This is a genomic window from Asaia prunellae JCM 25354, assembly GCF_000613885.1.
GTDB classification, from domain to species: Bacteria; Pseudomonadota; Alphaproteobacteria; order Acetobacterales; family Acetobacteraceae; genus Asaia; species Asaia prunellae.
The window spans coordinates 119,145-135,988 of the sequence record NZ_BAJV01000010.1 but is presented as its reverse complement, the minus strand read 5'-3'; the positions used below and the strand labels follow the sequence as shown (position 1 = coordinate 135,988).

Below are 16,844 nucleotides of genomic sequence, written 5' to 3'. Positions count from 1 at the left end.
CGGTTTCTCCCCAATGACAAGAACGGCGCAATCGCTTATGTATCGCGCCATGACCGGCACGCCCCTCTCCCAGATCCGCAATTTCTCGATCATCGCGCATATCGACCATGGAAAGTCCACGCTGGCTGACCGGTTGATCCAGGCCTGCGGTGCGCTCACAGCCCGTGAGATGAAAGAGCAGGTTCTGGACAATATGGAGCTGGAGCAGGAGCGCGGCATCACCATCAAGGCGCAGACCGTGCGCCTGACCTACCCGGCCAAGGATGGCAAAACCTATATCCTGAACCTCATGGACACGCCGGGCCATGTCGATTTTGCCTATGAAGTCAGCCGCAGCCTTGCCGCCTGCGAAGGGTCGATTCTGGTCGTCGATGCCTCACAGGGCGTCGAGGCGCAGACACTCGCCAATGTCTATCAGGCCATCGACGCCAATCACGAGATCGTTCCGGTTCTCAACAAGGTCGATCTCCCTGCCGCCGATGTCGAGCGCGTGCGCGCCCAGATCGAGGAAGTGGTTGGCATCCCGGCCGATGATGCCGTTGAGGTTTCGGCCAAGACCGGACTCAATATCGAAGGCGTGCTCGAAGCCCTCGTGACACGCCTGCCCCCGCCGAAAGGGGATCCCAACAAGCCCCTTCAGGCTCTGCTCGTCGACAGCTGGTACGACCCCTATCTTGGCGTCATCATTCTCGTGCGCATCATGGAAGGCACGCTCAAACGCGGCGACAAGATACGCATGATGCAGGCAGGTTCAACCTATCATGTCGATCAGGTTGGTGTGTTCCTGCCCAAGATGACGGCGGTAGAGACCCTTGGCCCGGGCGAGATGGGCTATATCAACGCCGCGATCAAAACCGTCGCGGATGTGGCTGTTGGTGACACCGTCACTCTTGATCGTACACCCGCCGACAAGCCTCTGGCCGGGTTCAAACCCTCCATTCCCGTGGTGTGGTGCGGTCTCTTTCCCATCGACGCCGATGATTTCGAAAAGTTGCGCGATTCGCTCGCCAAGCTACGCCTGAACGACGCCTCGTTCCATTTCGAGGCAGAAACCTCGGCGGCTCTGGGCTTCGGCTTTCGCTGTGGCTTCCTCGGCCTGCTGCATCTGGAGATTATCCAGGAGCGTCTGTCGCGCGAGTTCAATCTCGATCTGATCGCGACCGCCCCGTCCGTCGTCTACAAGATGCACCTGACCAACGGCACGCAGGAAGATCTGCATAATCCTGCCGACATGCCCGACCCCGGCAAGATCGAGAAGATCGAGGAGCCGTGGATCAAGGCGACCATTCTGGTTCAGGACGAATATCTCGGGAGCGTGCTGACCCTCTGCAGCGAACGTCGCGGTATCCAGATGGATCTGACCTATGTCGGCAACCGCGCCATGGCTGTCTATCGCCTGCCCCTCAATGAGGTTGTATTCGATTTCTATGACCGCCTCAAATCACTGACACGCGGCTATGCCAGCTTCGACTACCAGATCGACGGTTATGAAGAGAGCGACCTCGTACGCATCTCCATTCTGGTCAATCAGGAACCCGTCGATGCACTCGCCTTCGTGGCCCATCGTACCGTGGCAGAAACACGCGGCCGTGCCATTTGCGGCAAGCTCAAGGATCTGATTCCCCGCCAGCTTTTCAAGATCGCCATTCAGGCTTCGATAGGCTCACGCATCATTGCGCGAGAAACACTGGGTGCCCTCTCGAAAGATGTCACAGCCAAATGCTATGGTGGTGACATCTCACGCAAACGCAAGCTTCTGGAAAAACAGAAGGAAGGCAAAAAGCGCATGCGTCAGTTCGGTAAGGTTGAAATTCCCCAGAGTGCCTTCCTCGCCGCTCTCAAGATGGACTAATCCGGCACCTGACTCTCTGGTAATGATCCCTGGCGAAAGCAAAAACAAAAAGGAATTGCCCGATATGGCCTCTGCCGCCGCCGTACTCTTCGTCCAGAATGATGCAGACGACATCGGTTGGTGGATAGCCTATCACATCGCTCTCGGCTTCGACGCCTCATCATTATCGACGATCATTCGACCGATGGCACCTGGGAAATCATTCACTGCGCCGCAGGACTCTACCCGATTGAAGTTCAACGCGCCTCAGCTGATGAAGGCCGTAGTTTTGCTGAGCGTCGCTCAGAGGCCTTCGGTCAGGCCATTGAGGCCAGTCGCTCGCGTTTCGACTGGATTATTTGTCTCGAAAGTGACGAATATGTCTATCTCGAGCATGAGAACTCCGTTGGCGCCTATCTCGAACGCTTTGCAAACGCCGATGCCATTACACTGCACTGGTCCATTTTCGGTTCAAACAATCACGTCGTCCCCAGTGCTTGGCGCCCATTGCTGCCTATACGCGTCGCGCGCCGCTTGATTTCCCCGATCACGTCATGGGCAAGCTGTTCATCCGTCCCGGTATAGTCCGGGACCACAAGCTTGACGGCAGCAATTTTGCTCTCGGGGAGTCTCGCCATGTCGCAGCATCAGGGATTTCTTTCGATGAGACTTCCGCCCCAAGCTGGGAAGGCGCACGAATTCTGCACTATGTAGCACGCAACAGGGTACATTACACACGTCGTCTTGCGCGCCTCCCCTCCGGAGTTGTTGCGCCTGATCTCTGGACACACTTCAATCGTAATGATGAAGAGGACTTCTCGGCACTCCGTTTCCTGCCCGCAACAAGACATCATGCGGCACGTATCGCACGTGCCGGTTTTGAGAGGCTTTTCTGGCGCCTGCGTCAGGATATCGACACGCTGAGCGTCAGCTTTCTTCCTGATAGCATTTTTGCCATTCGAGAACGCAGAAGCATCACGACAGCCCTCCGCCTTGATCACACCCTGATCGAGAATGCCAAAGGGGAAATCCTGAGCCAGAACCCTCAGACCGGGCGTCTGTATTTCGCCCCCTCCGGTTCGATGGAGCCAGACCACCTCCCCGTCTTTCTGGTTACCGAAAATGCGGAACTTCAGGATCACGCTCCGGATCATCCTCAAACCGGATTTCTGATACTGCCTGCCGGTGACAATCCCCCGCCTGAAACCATGATCCTGACTCGCTGGTTACCGGTAAGGATCACCACCGATTCCTCAGCACTCTGCCATCTGGTCACCTCCGAGAATGGGACTGGAATCGGACAGCAGGAAGACGGTACACTCAGCCTGCATTCCGGACAGACACTCCCTGTAAAACTCAAAGAGATCGAACCGGATCACAGAAATACTGAAGCCCTGCGCTCCTATCTTGCCCTGCGCAGCAAAGGTCACAGTCTGCGTGATTTCGTGCTCGGCCTCGATCTGATGCATTCCCCACAGGTCGATGCGCTTGCCTGCGCCATCGCGCAACTTGACCCTGAAGCGCGCAGCGCGCTTGGGACATGCTATGCCGGACTTGTTCCCCTCTGGCTTGCGGCGCCCTGACGGAACTCCTTTCGCAGAATCTCGTATTCAAGGAACAGTGACCTTCAGGAAGGCGCTCGAAAACCTGTCCTCTGTCGGAGCTGGCGGGATCGGGTGAAATCCGCCTACCTCCCAGAGCAGACCCCAGCAGAAAGGCAGCGAACGTGGCAGAAAACGGAACTTTACCGAAAGCGCCGCCCAGGCGTCCCGTGCGCCGCGTCCTGACTGCTGTCGCAGGCGGTATAGCGCTTTTTCTGGTACTGCTGATTCTGCTCTGGAACTGGGACTGGTTCGTTCCTCTGGTTGATCGACGGGCAAGCGCTGCCTTGCATCGTCCCGTTAGCATTGCGCATCTGCACGTACGCCTCGGCTTCACGACAACTGTCTCGGTGGACGATCTTCAGATCCGCCAGCCGGAAGGTTTTGAAAAAGAAAAGGAACTGTTCGCAAGCGCAAAGAAAGCGACGGTCTCGGTCAATGTCTGGCGCTATATCACGCATAAGGGGCTGGAAGTCCCGCTGATTGCCCTTGATACCCCCAAAGGGGACATCGTCGCGCTGGCCAATGGCAAAAACAATTACACCTTCACAGACCCCGATGCGAAGCCTGCACCACAATCCAGCACACAGCCCATCGCACTCCCCAGGATCGGTGATGTAGTCATTACGAATGGCGACATCCGTATTGCGATGGCGAAGCTTAAAACCGACATGCATGTCCTGATGCACACCACCCCACCCAAGGGCGAACAGGATGGCAGCATCGTGATCGACCTCAAGGGTCGTTATGCCCAGGCACCAATCAGCGGACATATTGTCGGCGGCTCGTTACTGACCCTTACCAACTCCACGCGCCCTTATCCGATCGATGCCCGCCTGGAAAATGGTCCGACCTATGTCACATTGCGGGGTGCGATCGACGATCCCCTGCATTTCAAGGGTACGAAGCTGGTCCTGCATTTCGCTGGACCGGATATGTCACTCCTCTATGCCCTGACAGGAATTCCCATTCCGCAGACGCCGTCCTACAGCGTGTCAGGCAAGCTCGACTATACAAGCGCCCATATCCGTTTCAGCAATTTCTCAGGCAAAATGGGTTCGTCTGATATTGGCGGCACGATCGCCGTTGATCCGCAGACAAAACCGATCACGGTAGACGCCAATCTGTATTCCCATCATGTCGACCTGAAGGATCTCGGCGGCTTTATCGGCGCCAAACCCGGCCATGAAGAAAGCAAGAAGACCGCCACAAGCGATCGTATCCTTCCCTCCCAGCCGATCAATGTGCCGAAACTCAATGCTGTCAATGCCCATCTCGTTTACAAGGGCGACCGCATCGAAAACAAGGATATGCCGCTAGATAACATCCTTGCAGATATCACGGTTCAGGATGGTGCCATTGCCATCAACAAGCTCAATTTCGCTGTCGGCAACGGCACACTGGGCTTGTCCGGAGCACTCGACCCGGCACAGAACGGTCAGTTCAAGACCCATTTCAAGGTCGACGTGTCACGCCTGTCGATCCAGCGCCTGATGAAGGCAACAGAGACCTTCAAGGGCAGTGGCACTCTGGGTGGCCATATTACGCTTGCCGCAACAGGCAATTCCATTGCCTCCCTGCTTGGGAACGGTAATGGTGGTGTCACGCTGGTGGTCGATCACGGGGGAGATGTTTCGGCACTGCTGCCTGATCTCATCGGGCTCAAGATTGGCAGTGCCATTCTCTCGGCGCTGGGTATTCCGGATCGCTCGGATCTGAAATGCTTCATTGCCGACATGCCTCTGCGTCAGGGCATTCTCAGCACGAACTCTCTGCTGCTCATGACCAATAATACCCGCACCCTCGGCGGCGGCAGCGTCAACCTGAAAAACGAGACACTCGACTATCATGTCACGACGCGTTCGACCTCGTTCAACGTGCTTTCACTGCCCGGTCGCGTAAATATCACTGGTCCGCTTAAGAGCCCGACCATCATGCCAGGTGCAGAAATCATAGGCCGCGCCGCAGCAACTGCCGGGCTTGCCATCGCCTTTCCACCAGCGGTTCTGCTTCCAACCATCCAGTTCGGTGTTGGCAAGGGCAGCGCCTGTGAAGATGCTCTTGCCCAGGCCAATAACGCTCCCGCCGCAGGCATCAAGCCCGGCAGCACAACTGGCAGTGGAGCTGCAACTGCACAGCCCGCGCACCATGGCAAGACAGTTTCGCAGAAACCTCTCAGTCGCAAGGAAGTCCATTCTGTCTGGCAACAGCGTCTGAAGCACAACTGATCTTACAAAACCGAAGCGTATCAAGACGATTGATCCCGGAGCGCCATCCTGCCAGTCTGCACGGATGGCGCGCTTTTCCTCCCTTCTGATCCTGATCCTGTGTCTGACCGGTTGCGAAACTGCACCCGTCACCCCCAGAGCCGAAACGGCCTCGGGCCTTCCCCCTGTCATCATGATCTCTATTGATGGCTTCAGGCCGGACTCCCTGCATCGTGGGGATACGCCAACTCTGGACGCACTGGCCGAACAGGGCATTTCTGCACCAATGCGCCCCTCCTTCCCGTCCATCACTTTCCCCAACCATTACACGCTGGTCACCGGATTAAGGCCAGACCATCATGGCGTGATCGGCAACACGATGATCGACCCCGATATTGCGGGCGAAGTCTTCAGTGTAAGCAGGAAAACCGGCCTTGATGACCCTCGTTGGTGGGATAACGGAACGCCAGCATGGGTGACGGCCCAGATGCACGGTCTCATGACTGCAGTCATGTTCTGGCCTGGTTCCGACGTACCTATCCTGAATACACGACCCGAAATCTGGTATCATTTCGACCCCAAACGCACACCGACCCAGCGCGTCGACACGGTTCTTTCCTGGTTTGAACATCCTCCAGAAAAACGGCCCGCCCTTTCTCTGCTTTATTTCGACGGAGTCGATCATGCCGGCCATAAATATGGCCCTTTTGCTCCTGAGACACGAGCAGCAGCCCGCGAGATCGATACTGCTCTGGCAAGGCTGATAAACGGGCTCTCCCTGCACCATATCGCCGCCAATATCCTCGTTGTCTCCGATCATGGCATGACGACACTCAGCCCTCAGCGCATTATCCCGCTCACCAGCCTTGCACCCGCCAAGTCGATGGAAGTCGTGACGTCAGGTCCTTATGCCGGCATCAATCCTGTTCCGGGTCATGAGCGCGACCTTGCCCGCGCGCTCTCGATCCCGCATGATCATGTGACCTGCTGGCCCAAAGCCCGTATCCCCGAAAGATTGCATTACGGCAGCAATCCTCGTGTCCCGGCGTGGCTCTGCCTTGCTGAAACCGGCTGGACTCTTGCACGCGATCCCCATGAGCATATTTCAGCCGGCGGTCATGGATACGATATGGCTGCGCCTGATATGATGGCCACTTTCATTGCATCCGGACCAGCCTTTCTGTCCCACAAAACCCTGCAACCCATCGATAATGTCGATGTCTATCCCTTGCTCATGATGCTTCTTGGCTTGCTGCCCGAAAATAATGACGGTTCATTGACCCCCCTTCAGGGCGGACTGCGCGACACCTACCGCGCAATCCAGTAACGCTACAGGGCTTCAAAGGCCTTGTGGGCCCAGCCCGTCCACTCCTAGAAGGACGCCACGCCCCTTTCCTGCCCGGAGCCCGCAAATAGTGACTTCTCCTCTTCTCTCCTCCTGGCTGGATCGCCGTTTCAAGATTGGTCAGAGAGGCTCAACGGTCCAGCGCGAAGTTCTGGCTGGTCTCACTACCTTCGGGGCAATGGCCTATATCATGGCAGTCAATCCGGCCATCATGGCCAAAGCAGGTCTGGCCTCGCATGACATGATCATGACGACGATTGCTGCCGCCATCTGCGGTACCCTGCTTATGGCGCTTTTTGCCAATATGCCCATCGCTTTGGCTCCAGCCATGAGCAGCAATGCAATCTTTGCTCAGGTTGTCGTCAACGAAATGCATGTTGATGTGCGTACGGCATTCACTATCGTCCTGTTGGGCGGCGTTGCCTTTACCGCTCTCTCAGTCACGAAACTGCGACACAAGATCATTCAGGCTTTTCCTGAGCCAATCGTTCTTGGCATTCAGGTGGCAATCGGCATTTTCATCGCACGGCTTGGCATGGTCACAGGGGGTCTTGCCGTTGCCTCGCCTGACGGCTTCCATTTCGGCAGTCTCAATGATCCTTCCGTGCTTCTTACCCTGTTCGGTCTGTTCCTGGCAGGTGTGCTGATCGTGCTGCGCATTCCGGCCGGCATGTTGATCGCCATTCTTGCCGTCACACTGGCCAGCCTTTTTGTTCACAAGAACGGTCATCCGGTGGCCAGCCTCCCGGAACATCTTCTTGAATGGCCGCACTACCCTACCCATCTTCTCTTTCCGTTCAATTTCGGAGATTTCTTCTCTCATCTTGAAGTGCTGCTGCCGATTACACTCTATTTCCTGATCAGCGATTTCTTTGACGCTACCGGCACGATGTACAGCGTCGCCAATCGCGCTCGCCTTACCAGACCGGACGGTAGCACCCTGCTGGGACGTGCTGCCTTTGCTGCTGATGGTTCAGCCAGCATTATCGGTTCGGCTCTGGGAACAAGCACGGTCTCGGCCTATGTTGAAAGTCTGGTCGGTGTGGAAGCCGGAGGTCGCACAGGCCTGACCGCCCTGATCGTAGCCCTGCTTTTCGCAGCATCATCTGTGTTATGGCCGCTCATTGTGATGATTCCATCGGAAGCGACAGCGCCCGTACTGATTCTGGTCGGGCTATCGATGCTTACCGCACTGGGTCAGGCCGCCAATGGCTCACAGGAAGCCCTCCTGACGCCGGCCTTCATGCTGCTTATTGCTGTGCTGACTGGCAATTTCATGATCAGTCTCGCGCTCGGTCTGCTTTTCTATTCTCTCATGCTGCTGGTCACGCGTCAGTTTGTAAGGCTCACACCCATGGTTCTCGGGCTTGATGCCGTATTCCTGTTCTACCTCTTCCTTGTAAGTCACACAGGTCTCGGCCAGGGATAATATATAGAAGTATCTATCTTGATCTTCTTGTTGTGAAAGGCCTTGAGCGTAACGGAGTAACAGTTCAGATCGTTGATACAGGCAAGCAAGGGTTTCCGGGCAGGATCCCTTCATGAACAGAATAAAGGCTTGCCATTATGTCATCGCTTCTCGACGATCTCGCCCCGCTAAAAGACGAGTTCATAGCCTTTCGCCATGATCTGCATATGCATCCTGAACTCGGTTTTACCGAAAAACGGACCAGCGATCTGATAGCGTCCAAACTGGAGGAATGGGGATACACAGTCGAACGGGGCTTCGGCGGTACCGGCCTCGTCGCCACGCTGCATAATGGTACAAGCCAGAAGGTTATTGGCCTGCGGGCAGAGATGGACGCACTTCCTATTGTCGAAACAACAGGCCTCCCCTGGCAGAGCGGGCAAAAAGGCATTTCTCATATGTGTGGTCATGACGGCCATACCACGATGCTGGTTTGCGCCGCCAAATATCTCGCTACCAAGCGCCCGTTCGATGGCACATTGCATCTGATCTTCCAGCCCGCAGAAGAGCTCCTCTGCGGTGGCAGCCGCATGATCGATGATGGTCTGTTCGACAAATATCCCTGCGACATCCTTTTTGCACAGCACAATATGCCAGGTCTTGCTGCCGGAAATTTCTACTTCCACAAAGACGCCGCCATGGCGTCATCCGATACGGTAAAGATTACCGTGACAGGGAAAGGCGGACATGGTGCCATGCCCCAGAAGGCCAAAGATCCGGTCGTGGCCTGTGCGCAGCTTGTCATGGCACTGCAAAGCATCGTTTCACGCAATGTAGACCCTTTTGCCCAGGCCGTCGTCACAATCGGTGCCCTGAATGTCGGGCGAGCTGCCAATGTCATCCCTGATCAGGGTGAATTATTGCTGACTATCAGAACAATGGCCGATGATGTACGCAAGCTCGTCCTCGTTCGTATCAACGAAATTGCAACCAGTACGGCGTCAGCTTCGGATGCCAGACAACCATTGATCACCAAAATGGCAGTCCCGTTCTGATCAACGGAGCTAAGGCAATCGATTTTGCGCGTCAGACAGCAGCTGAAATTGTCGGTGCCGATCATTGCCATGATAGCCCGCTCTTTATGGCCAGCGAGGATTTTGCTTCATGCTTCATGCCCATCCCAATGGCTGCTACTGGTTCATTGGCAATGGCACCGAAGGATGTAACGGAAATCCCCTGCATAATGGTGGATTCGATTTTAACGATGAGAATATCCTACCGGGCGCAGCACTTTTTGTCGGACTGGTCGAGAAATATCTGAAATCTGCCAGCTGAAATTCGCAGCCCTCTTCAGCTTCTTCGGGAAGCAGGATTCAAGGTCTCTTGAGCTATGACAATTTTACAGGAACCAATAAAAAAAGGCATTTACTAGGAAAATAATTTTCAGAAATGAGTGAAATTGATAAATAGTAGCATAAAAAAATTTCTGCCTATTTTTTGACACAGTATTGTAGATTATTGTACATGTGATACCGGGAGCGTGATGCAAAACTTCCCCGGTATCACACAGATTTTTCATTTACGAAAATTTAATTATATGTTGTGCCCCAGCTATTACCGGTTATTTGCAGCACGGCTACATTATATCTAATTTTCTGGGAAAGTATTTGTCAGCACACGTTACGTTTCCGTAATTCAATGTATTGGCCAGCGCAGGAATATCAGTAGAGCTGTCTTAGGAATTCAGCCATTTTGTCCCGCGCTGTCCTGGCATCCCGTCCCAACGCCATCAGATCGCCAATCTGGCCAGGCTGCTGCACCAGACTACGCAAGAGTCTGAAAGGTGAAATATGTCCTTCAGCCAAAACATCACATGCCGCAGGGGGCAGATCACGTTTCGAATCATCACATACAACCCTGAGAACAGCAAAAGGCAGACCCGCTCTTGCGACGAAGCCACTTTCCATATCCAGGGCTAGACAGCCGGTCTGGGTATGAAGGCTATTCTTTTCAACGGCTGTCGTGACAAGTCCATCGCTATGCAGCATGCCACCATGCAAGACCCCAGGCTGCCCAACTCCGAACTTTCTGGATAGTGCCGAGTCGCTTTTGATCCGTGCGCCATGGACCATCACCCATTGAGGAATGATAATGCTGCCTGGTGCCAGATCAGGAGCCAGGCCAGCAGCACATCCGAACGAGAGCAGACTGGTCGCACCGGCTGCCAGCAACCGGTCGACCCCTGCCTGTGCTCCTGATGACGTAGCGCCGCTGATCGCCACCGGAAGTCCGGGGCAGCACGGCCTTATCAGGCGTGCTTCAGCTTTCAATCCGACGAGAATACCCAGCATATCAGAAACCGCGCTCGACCCGCCCCGAATTACTCAGCCCCAGATTGCGGAAACGCGAAAGCGCCATGAGCGGGAAAAACTGCTTGTAGCCATGATAGCGCAAGTAGAAGACCTTGGGAAAACCAACAGCATTATAGGGTTTTTCCTGCCACTCGCCGTTTTCATCCTGCTGCGACACGAGATAGGAAATTCCACGCTGGACAGCCTTGCTGTCGCGACGGCCTACGGCCATCAGACCCAGAACAGCCCATGCCGTCTGGGTTGGCAGGCTCTTGTCATATTCGCCAGGGGTAGCACCTTCATAGGACGCACAATCCTCACCCCAGCCGCCATCCTCGCGCTGTTTTTCCTCAAGCCAGGCTACTGCCCGCATCACCGCCGGATCATCATGCGGCACACCTGCGATGTTGAAGGCACAAAGCGCCGACCATGTACCATAGATATAATTTGTACCCCAGCGCCCGAACCAGCATCCTTCAGGCTCCTGCTCACGACGCAGATAGGCAAGCCCACGTTCTATGACTGGCCTGTCTTCAGAAAAGCCAAGCTCACAAAGAAAAGACACGCAGCGCGCAGACACATCGGCAGTAGGAGGATCAAGCAAAGCTCCATGGTCGGCAAAGGGAATATGATTCAACGCTTCGAGATCGTTGTCGATATCGAAGGCTCCCCAGCCGCCATTGCTGCTCTGCATGCCCACAATCCATTCCCGGGCACGGGAAATGGCTTCACGATTACCCTCAGGATCTTCGCGATTGAGCAGCATGCCTACAACTGCTGTATCATCCACATCAGGATAATAATCGTTTTCGTACTGGAAAGCCCATCCACCCGGCCGGACATCGGGACAATTGATCGCCCAATCTCCCTTTACATTGAGAATCTGACGCTCACGGAGCCATTCCATACTACGCTTCAGGCGTTCATGTGTTTCCTTCGGCCGTGTGGCATCAGGGCCTGACGCAGCCTCCGCCATAGCAAGGCCGGAAAGACCTGTATCCCAGACCGGCGAAACGCAGGGCTGGCAATAGGTTTCGTCTTCCTTCTGGACGAGCAGCTCCTGAATGCCCTTCCAGGCAAGCTCCACACGGGGATCGTTATCAGGCACACCCAGCTCGCGATACATCATCACGACATTCGCCATGGCCGGATAGATGGCGCCAAGCCCGCCTTCGCCCAGACGCGGCTCAATGAAATCGATCGCCGCCTTGATTGCCTTCTTGCGCAAGGTCGAAGGAAAATGCGGCTCAATCGGACGCAGCACGGTATCGACCTGTTTGAAGACACGCCCCCAGAAGGAGCGATAAGGCCCACGGATCCAGTCCTTCACCTCCTCGGGGGGAGTCACGAACAATTCCTGGATATGGATATTCCGGGGATTGATAGCACGTGGTTCAAGCGTACGCAGCACGAGCAACGGTGCCACCACACAACGGGACCAGTAGGACATGTTCCACATCGAGAACACAGCCGCCTTGGGCATCAGCATCAGTTCGACAGGCATGACAGGTGTGGCACGCCAGGGGACTTCTCCGAAAAGCGCCATCTGGATACGGGTAAAAACATTAACCCGTGCCGCGCCGCCGCGATCAAGGATGGCTTCTCTCGCCCGCTTCATATGCGGCGCGTCAATATCATCGCCAATCGCCTTGAGTGCGAAATAGGCCTTCACTGAGGCAGAGAGATCGAACCCGCCATCATGATAGAGCGGCCAGCCGCCATGATCACCTTGGATGCGGCGCAGATAGACGCCGATACGGGCCTGCTTCTCATCATCAATCCGGTCGAGATAATGACCAAGCAGCACAAACTCGGCCGGAATGGTGGCATCGGCCTCAAGCTCGAACACCCAGTGACCATCGTCATTCTGCCGGTTGGCAAGTGCAGCATGGGCGGAATCAATAGCCTGACGCACCTGGCCGATATCCGCTTCGGCCGGAATCCCGGTCTCATGGCGCTCCAGAACGTCGGAATAGATCAACATTACCCGCACCTGTCCTTTTTCTGACTCGGTTTCATTATAACAGACCCAGAACCCTGATGGCCTCTGAGCCTGAACGGATTGCCCCTTCAATGGTCGAGGGGAAGCCTGTCTGGGTCCAGTCTCCGGCAAGCGCCAGATTATCCAGTCCCGTTCTGGCCTGTGGCCTGAGACGATCCTGCGCCGGTGTGGCGGCGAAAGTCGCACGCTTTTCGCAAACCAGACGCACAGGCGGTACCGCCTTGGGCAAGGTCTCGATCAGCACCGGCCCCACAGCCTGACGGATCTCCGACCAGATCGTGGCAATCAGCTCATCATTATCGCGTGCAGCATAACGATTGGCAGCACTCACAGTCACGGAAAGAATCGCACCCTTGAGATAGACCCATTCAGCAACGCCACCGACGAGACCCACAAACCCGACCTTTGCCAGCATACCCCGTGCATGAACCGGCGAAGGCAGACGATAATGCACGTTGATAATGCTCTCATAAGCATCCGGCGCAGAGAATCCCGGCAGATGCGGTTCGAGAAGTGTCCGTGCAACAGGTGAAGGCGCCGCAAACACGACCCTGTCTTCCGGCCCGACGGCAATGATCTCATTCCCGCTTTTCAAGCCGGTCACGCGCCCGTCCTGGACATCAAGTCCTGAAATACGGGTCCCGCAATGCACTTCGCCCTGCAGACGCCTCAGATGTGCAACCGCCGGATCGACAAAGCTCTCGGACAACCCTTCAGATGGATACCATGGGCAGCAGGCAGCTCCTCCAAGGGCAAGGGTTTCCCGGATAATTGTCGCCAGAAGTGCAGCACTACCCGTTTCAAGCGGCGTGTTGAGCGCGGAAATGGTGAAGGGCTCCAGAAGTCTGCGGGTCAGCATACCCTTACCCAGAAACTCGCTGACCGTCTGATCAGGGCCGGCCTTGAGCAACCGGGCAAGAACGGCAAGCTCGGATAATTTCATCCCCGGAACACGACGACGCCCAGAGAACGCCCAGAAAGGAAAACGTCCTCGTGAAAGCTGAAGGGTCCAGCCCAGATTGGTCGAAAGATCAAACCAGGGAAACAGAGGCGCTCCGGGACCTTTCAGGGTCTTTTCAGCCCCGATCAACCCGAGATAGCGAAAACTTGCCTTGTTGGCGGAAAGAAGAAGATGATTGCCATTATCGATGCGCGCATCAAGGGCCTTGTCGTAATAGGATCGCGCCCGCCCGCCACAGGCAGGGCCGGCCTCATAAACAGAAACGCGCGCCCGCCCGATGACATCCACCGCAGCGGAGAGACCGGCAAGACCACCACCAATGATATGAACATGAGTCATGGATCAGCGATAATAGGCCAGGAGTGATCGCAGGATCCGGACAGCCTTGCTGACTTTCACCGGCACATCAGGATGACGCCATCCACGACGTAGCAAGGCTGTCAGAATCGGACGATAGGAAGCCGCCATGATCCGCGCCGGGCGCATGGCAATCCGGTCACATTGCCGCATGGCACGATACGCCTCACGGAAATGATCTGCCGCGCGAACGGCCATGATCCGCGCCAGCGGATCGAGCCCAAGCGCATAAAGCGCTTCCTGAGGATCAATCGGGACATCATGACGCAACAGCAATTCGCGCGGGAGATAGAGACGGCCCCGATCCGCATCTTCCTGTACATCGCGCAGAATATTGGTCAATTGAAGCGCACGGCCCAGATGATGCGCGACACGATCAGCCTCCGGTGATGAATCGCCGAAGACCCGCACCGAAAGACGCCCCACAGCAGAGGCTACCCGGTCACAATACAGATCAAGCGTCGCTTCGTCCGGTGCAACAACAGGTCCGGCGGCGTCCATGGCCATGCCATCGATCACCGCGGTGAAATCTTCCTTGCGAAGACCGAAACGGGTGATTGCCGCTACAAGCACACGGTCAAGACCATCTCTGGTCTCACCTTCATAAAGACGCTCCATGCGCTTGTGCCAGTCCTGGAGCGCCTCCATACGATCTGGCACCAGGACATCACCATCGGCAATGTCATCCACTTCGCGACAGAAGGCATAGACTGCAAACATGCCATAACGCCGCTCTGGAGGCAGGATCTTCATGCCCTTGCCAAAAGACGTGCCGGCGCGAGTCACAATAGCATGAACATGCTCAAGATCGGCTGAGGCACAGCCCAGCACAGCTTCCTGTCGAAACCCGCTCACCGCTTCATCCCTGTATCAGTCAAGAGCTGCGCCTTTTACCTTCAAAAAATCAAACAGCAAAATCCGGTTCGAACCACAGACGTTTCAAGGATACCTCCTCTTCTCCGATGAAGGACCATATTCATGAAATTCGCCCGTTCTCTTGTCCTTTGGGCTCTTGCCTGCAGCCTGTCCGTTATCGCTCCCACTCAGGGTCATGCACAGGAAACCGCATCGGCCCATGCCGATCATCTGCTCAAGGCTGATCGATCATGGAATGGCAAACCCTATACACATTACCCTTCCGGGCAACCGACACTCATGATGATCAAACTCACCATTCCCCCCCATACGGCACTTCCATGGCATACCCATCCTGTCCCGAATGCCGGTTATGTGCTTCAGGGCCAGCTGACGATTCAGGACAAGGCCAGCGGGGCCAGCCATGTCTTTCATCAGGCGAGGCCTTTGCCGAAAGCATGGATGACGCTCATCGTGGTGTATCCGGAGACAGGGAAACGATATTACTTCTCACCTATGCAGGGGGCAATAATCTTCCAACATCCATCCCTCTCAAGGGTGAAAAGAACGAATACTGACAGGCGAAGACAAATCCGTTTCGAAAATGATTTGACATTCGAAACGAATCCCCGTCTCTTTGCCGGCATCTGACCCATCGGAGATATGCTCATGACTGCGCCACTCACCCAGGAAGCCAGAGAAGATCTGCTGGCACGTGGATACTCACGTCGCCATTTCGGCCGCCTGACGAGCCTGCTCGGCATGAGCGCCGCCCTGACCCAGTTCAGCTCTTCCGCCTTCGCTGCGATCAAGGCACCGGGCGACGATCCGTTCGTCGGCCATCTCGACATGATCCGTATTGGCAGCAACGAATGCTGGACCGGTCCCTTTCCTTCCGCCGTGACCGCTGGTCAGGCCCAGGTTCCGTTTGGAAATCGATACGAACCTGACCATCTGCGCTCCACGCTGCTCAGAACTGCCTCCTCGGTTGAAAACATTTCCGAGGAACATATCCTTCCCTGGCCCGGTTCCAGCGATCCGCTCTGTCGCTCTGTCGTAACCTTCTGTTCACCCGAGCGCGGACTGGTGACAGCCAATCCTACCTACGAAGCCGCCTGGCGTACCGCCGACTGGATGAAAATCAAGCTTACCCGTGTGCCGCTCTCTGCCCATAACGGCTATGCTACCGATGTACGCGCCATGCTCAAGGCCGACCCTAATGCGGGCGCCTATTATATCTGCAGTCCGAACAACCCGACCGGTACAGTTACCCCGCTTGAGGACATCGCCTGGCTCGCGGACAACAAGCCGGCCGGATCTGTCATCATCGTGGATGAAGCCTATATTCACTTCTCAGGCGCACCAAGTGCCATCTCTCTGGTCAAGCAGGGCAAAGATGTCATCGTCCTGCGCACATTCTCGAAAATGTTCGCCATGGCTGGTCTGCGTCTGGGCCTCTCCTTCGCCCGCCCTGATCTGCACAAGAGCATGATGCGCTATGACGGGCCCAACATGATTTCGATGCTGAACATTGTGGCTCTCGCCGCAGGCGCCGTCAGCCTGACACAGGCCGATGCTATCAAGGCCAGACGCAACGAGATGATCGCTGCACGCAGCATGACATTCGATCATCTGGCCAAACGCAATATCCGCATCGTACCGGGCAGCCAGGCCAATATGTTTCTTGTCGACTGGAAAAACCCGCCGCCCAGATGAAAACAGCTTTTGCCGCCAGAAAGGTGGAAATTGGCCGCAACTGGGATATCTGGCCGACCATGTCTCGTGTCAGCGTTGGCTCAATGAAGGAAATGGAAGGATTTTGTGCCGCCCTGGACCAGATTCTGACCTGATAACACATTTTCCGGACCCTGAATCCTGCCTGGTACCGCTGAAAGGATAGCAACCCTCTTTCAGAGTGATACCTTG

At 55.7% G+C, this 16,844-nt stretch carries 14 protein-coding genes and 1 pseudogene; 11 read left to right on the top strand and 4 right to left on the bottom strand.

The annotated features are described in order from the left end of the window. Nucleotides 1–49: 49 nt before the first annotated feature. The 8 genes from lepA (at nt 50) to JCM25354_RS21695 (ending at nt 9,727) form a co-directional block, all read left to right on the top strand. On the top strand, nt 50–1,852 hold the full coding sequence (gene lepA / locus JCM25354_RS10085) for a translation elongation factor 4 (RefSeq protein WP_025885926.1): 1,803 nt from the start codon (nt 50–52) through the stop codon (nt 1,850–1,852). A gap of 120 nt (nt 1,853–1,972) precedes the next feature. Beyond that, nucleotides 1,973–2,416 carry a glycosyltransferase family 2 protein gene (locus JCM25354_RS10080; RefSeq protein ID WP_025885925.1) on the top strand — a complete coding sequence of 148 codons (444 nt, stop codon included), beginning with the start codon at nt 1,973–1,975 and terminating at the stop codon, nt 2,414–2,416. After that, nucleotides 2,329–3,414: a hypothetical protein gene (locus JCM25354_RS10075; RefSeq protein ID WP_159103476.1), complete on the top strand. Its 1,086-nt coding sequence runs from the start codon at nt 2,329–2,331 to the stop codon at nt 3,412–3,414. The genes JCM25354_RS10080 and JCM25354_RS10075 overlap by 88 nt, the downstream gene beginning before the upstream one ends. 188 nt (nt 3,415–3,602) lie before the next feature. Then, nucleotides 3,603–5,660, top strand: a complete 2,058-nt coding sequence (locus JCM25354_RS10070) for an AsmA family protein (RefSeq protein ID WP_243444019.1) — start codon at nt 3,603–3,605, stop codon at nt 5,658–5,660. A 64-nt stretch (nt 5,661–5,724) separates the two neighbouring features. Then, the gene (locus tag JCM25354_RS10065) at nt 5,725–6,966 is read left to right on the top strand and encodes an alkaline phosphatase family protein (RefSeq protein WP_025885922.1); all 1,242 of its coding nucleotides are present in this window, start codon (nt 5,725–5,727) and stop codon (nt 6,964–6,966) included. An 88-nt stretch (nt 6,967–7,054) separates the two neighbouring features. Next, on the top strand, nt 7,055–8,413 hold the full coding sequence (locus JCM25354_RS10060; RefSeq protein ID WP_025885921.1) for an NCS2 family permease: 1,359 nt from the start codon (nt 7,055–7,057) through the stop codon (nt 8,411–8,413). A gap of 137 nt (nt 8,414–8,550) precedes the next feature. Continuing rightward, nucleotides 8,551–9,447: an amidohydrolase gene (locus JCM25354_RS18135; RefSeq protein WP_199899940.1), complete on the top strand. Its 897-nt coding sequence runs from the start codon at nt 8,551–8,553 to the stop codon at nt 9,445–9,447. A gap of 109 nt (nt 9,448–9,556) precedes the next feature. Further along, the gene (locus JCM25354_RS21695) at nt 9,557–9,727 is read left to right on the top strand and encodes a hypothetical protein (protein ID WP_199899939.1); all 171 of its coding nucleotides are present in this window, start codon (nt 9,557–9,559) and stop codon (nt 9,725–9,727) included. Between the two features lie 386 nt (nt 9,728–10,113). Here the strand turns inward: JCM25354_RS21695 and JCM25354_RS10050 are convergent, their stop codons facing one another. Genes JCM25354_RS10050 through hpnD form a run of 4 tightly spaced genes read right to left on the bottom strand, consistent with a single transcriptional unit; the run spans nt 10,114 to nt 14,918 of the window. Then, complete coding sequence (locus tag JCM25354_RS10050; protein ID WP_025885920.1) at nt 10,114–10,743, bottom strand: nucleoside phosphorylase-I family protein; 630 nt, start codon at nt 10,741–10,743, stop codon at nt 10,114–10,116. 1 nt (nt 10,744) lies between these two features. Continuing rightward, nucleotides 10,745–12,727, bottom strand: a complete 1,983-nt coding sequence (gene shc, locus JCM25354_RS10045) for a squalene--hopene cyclase (RefSeq protein WP_025885919.1) — start codon at nt 12,725–12,727, stop codon at nt 10,745–10,747. A gap of 34 nt (nt 12,728–12,761) precedes the next feature. Then, nucleotides 12,762–14,045, bottom strand: coding sequence for a hydroxysqualene dehydroxylase HpnE (gene hpnE / locus JCM25354_RS10040; protein WP_025885918.1), 1,284 nt, complete (start codon nt 14,043–14,045; stop codon nt 12,762–12,764). A 3-nt stretch (nt 14,046–14,048) separates the two neighbouring features. After that, nucleotides 14,049–14,918 (bottom strand): presqualene diphosphate synthase HpnD, encoded by an 870-nt coding sequence (gene hpnD / locus JCM25354_RS10035; protein ID WP_025885917.1) that lies wholly within the window; start codon nt 14,916–14,918, stop codon nt 14,049–14,051. A gap of 123 nt (nt 14,919–15,041) precedes the next feature. Between hpnD and JCM25354_RS18130 the strand changes: the two are divergent. The 3 genes and pseudogenes from JCM25354_RS18130 (at nt 15,042) to JCM25354_RS22575 (ending at nt 16,768) form a co-directional block, all read left to right on the top strand. After that, nucleotides 15,042–15,496, top strand: a pseudogene (locus JCM25354_RS18130) (cupin domain-containing protein). A 91-nt stretch (nt 15,497–15,587) separates the two neighbouring features. Next, nucleotides 15,588–16,634 carry an aminotransferase class I/II-fold pyridoxal phosphate-dependent enzyme gene (locus JCM25354_RS18125; RefSeq protein ID WP_243444018.1) on the top strand — a complete coding sequence of 349 codons (1,047 nt, stop codon included), beginning with the start codon at nt 15,588–15,590 and terminating at the stop codon, nt 16,632–16,634. Next, nucleotides 16,631–16,768, top strand: a complete 138-nt coding sequence (locus JCM25354_RS22575) for a hypothetical protein (RefSeq protein ID WP_243444017.1) — start codon at nt 16,631–16,633, stop codon at nt 16,766–16,768. Before JCM25354_RS18125 ends, JCM25354_RS22575 begins: the two co-directional genes overlap by 4 nt. Nucleotides 16,769–16,844 lie beyond the last annotated feature (76 nt).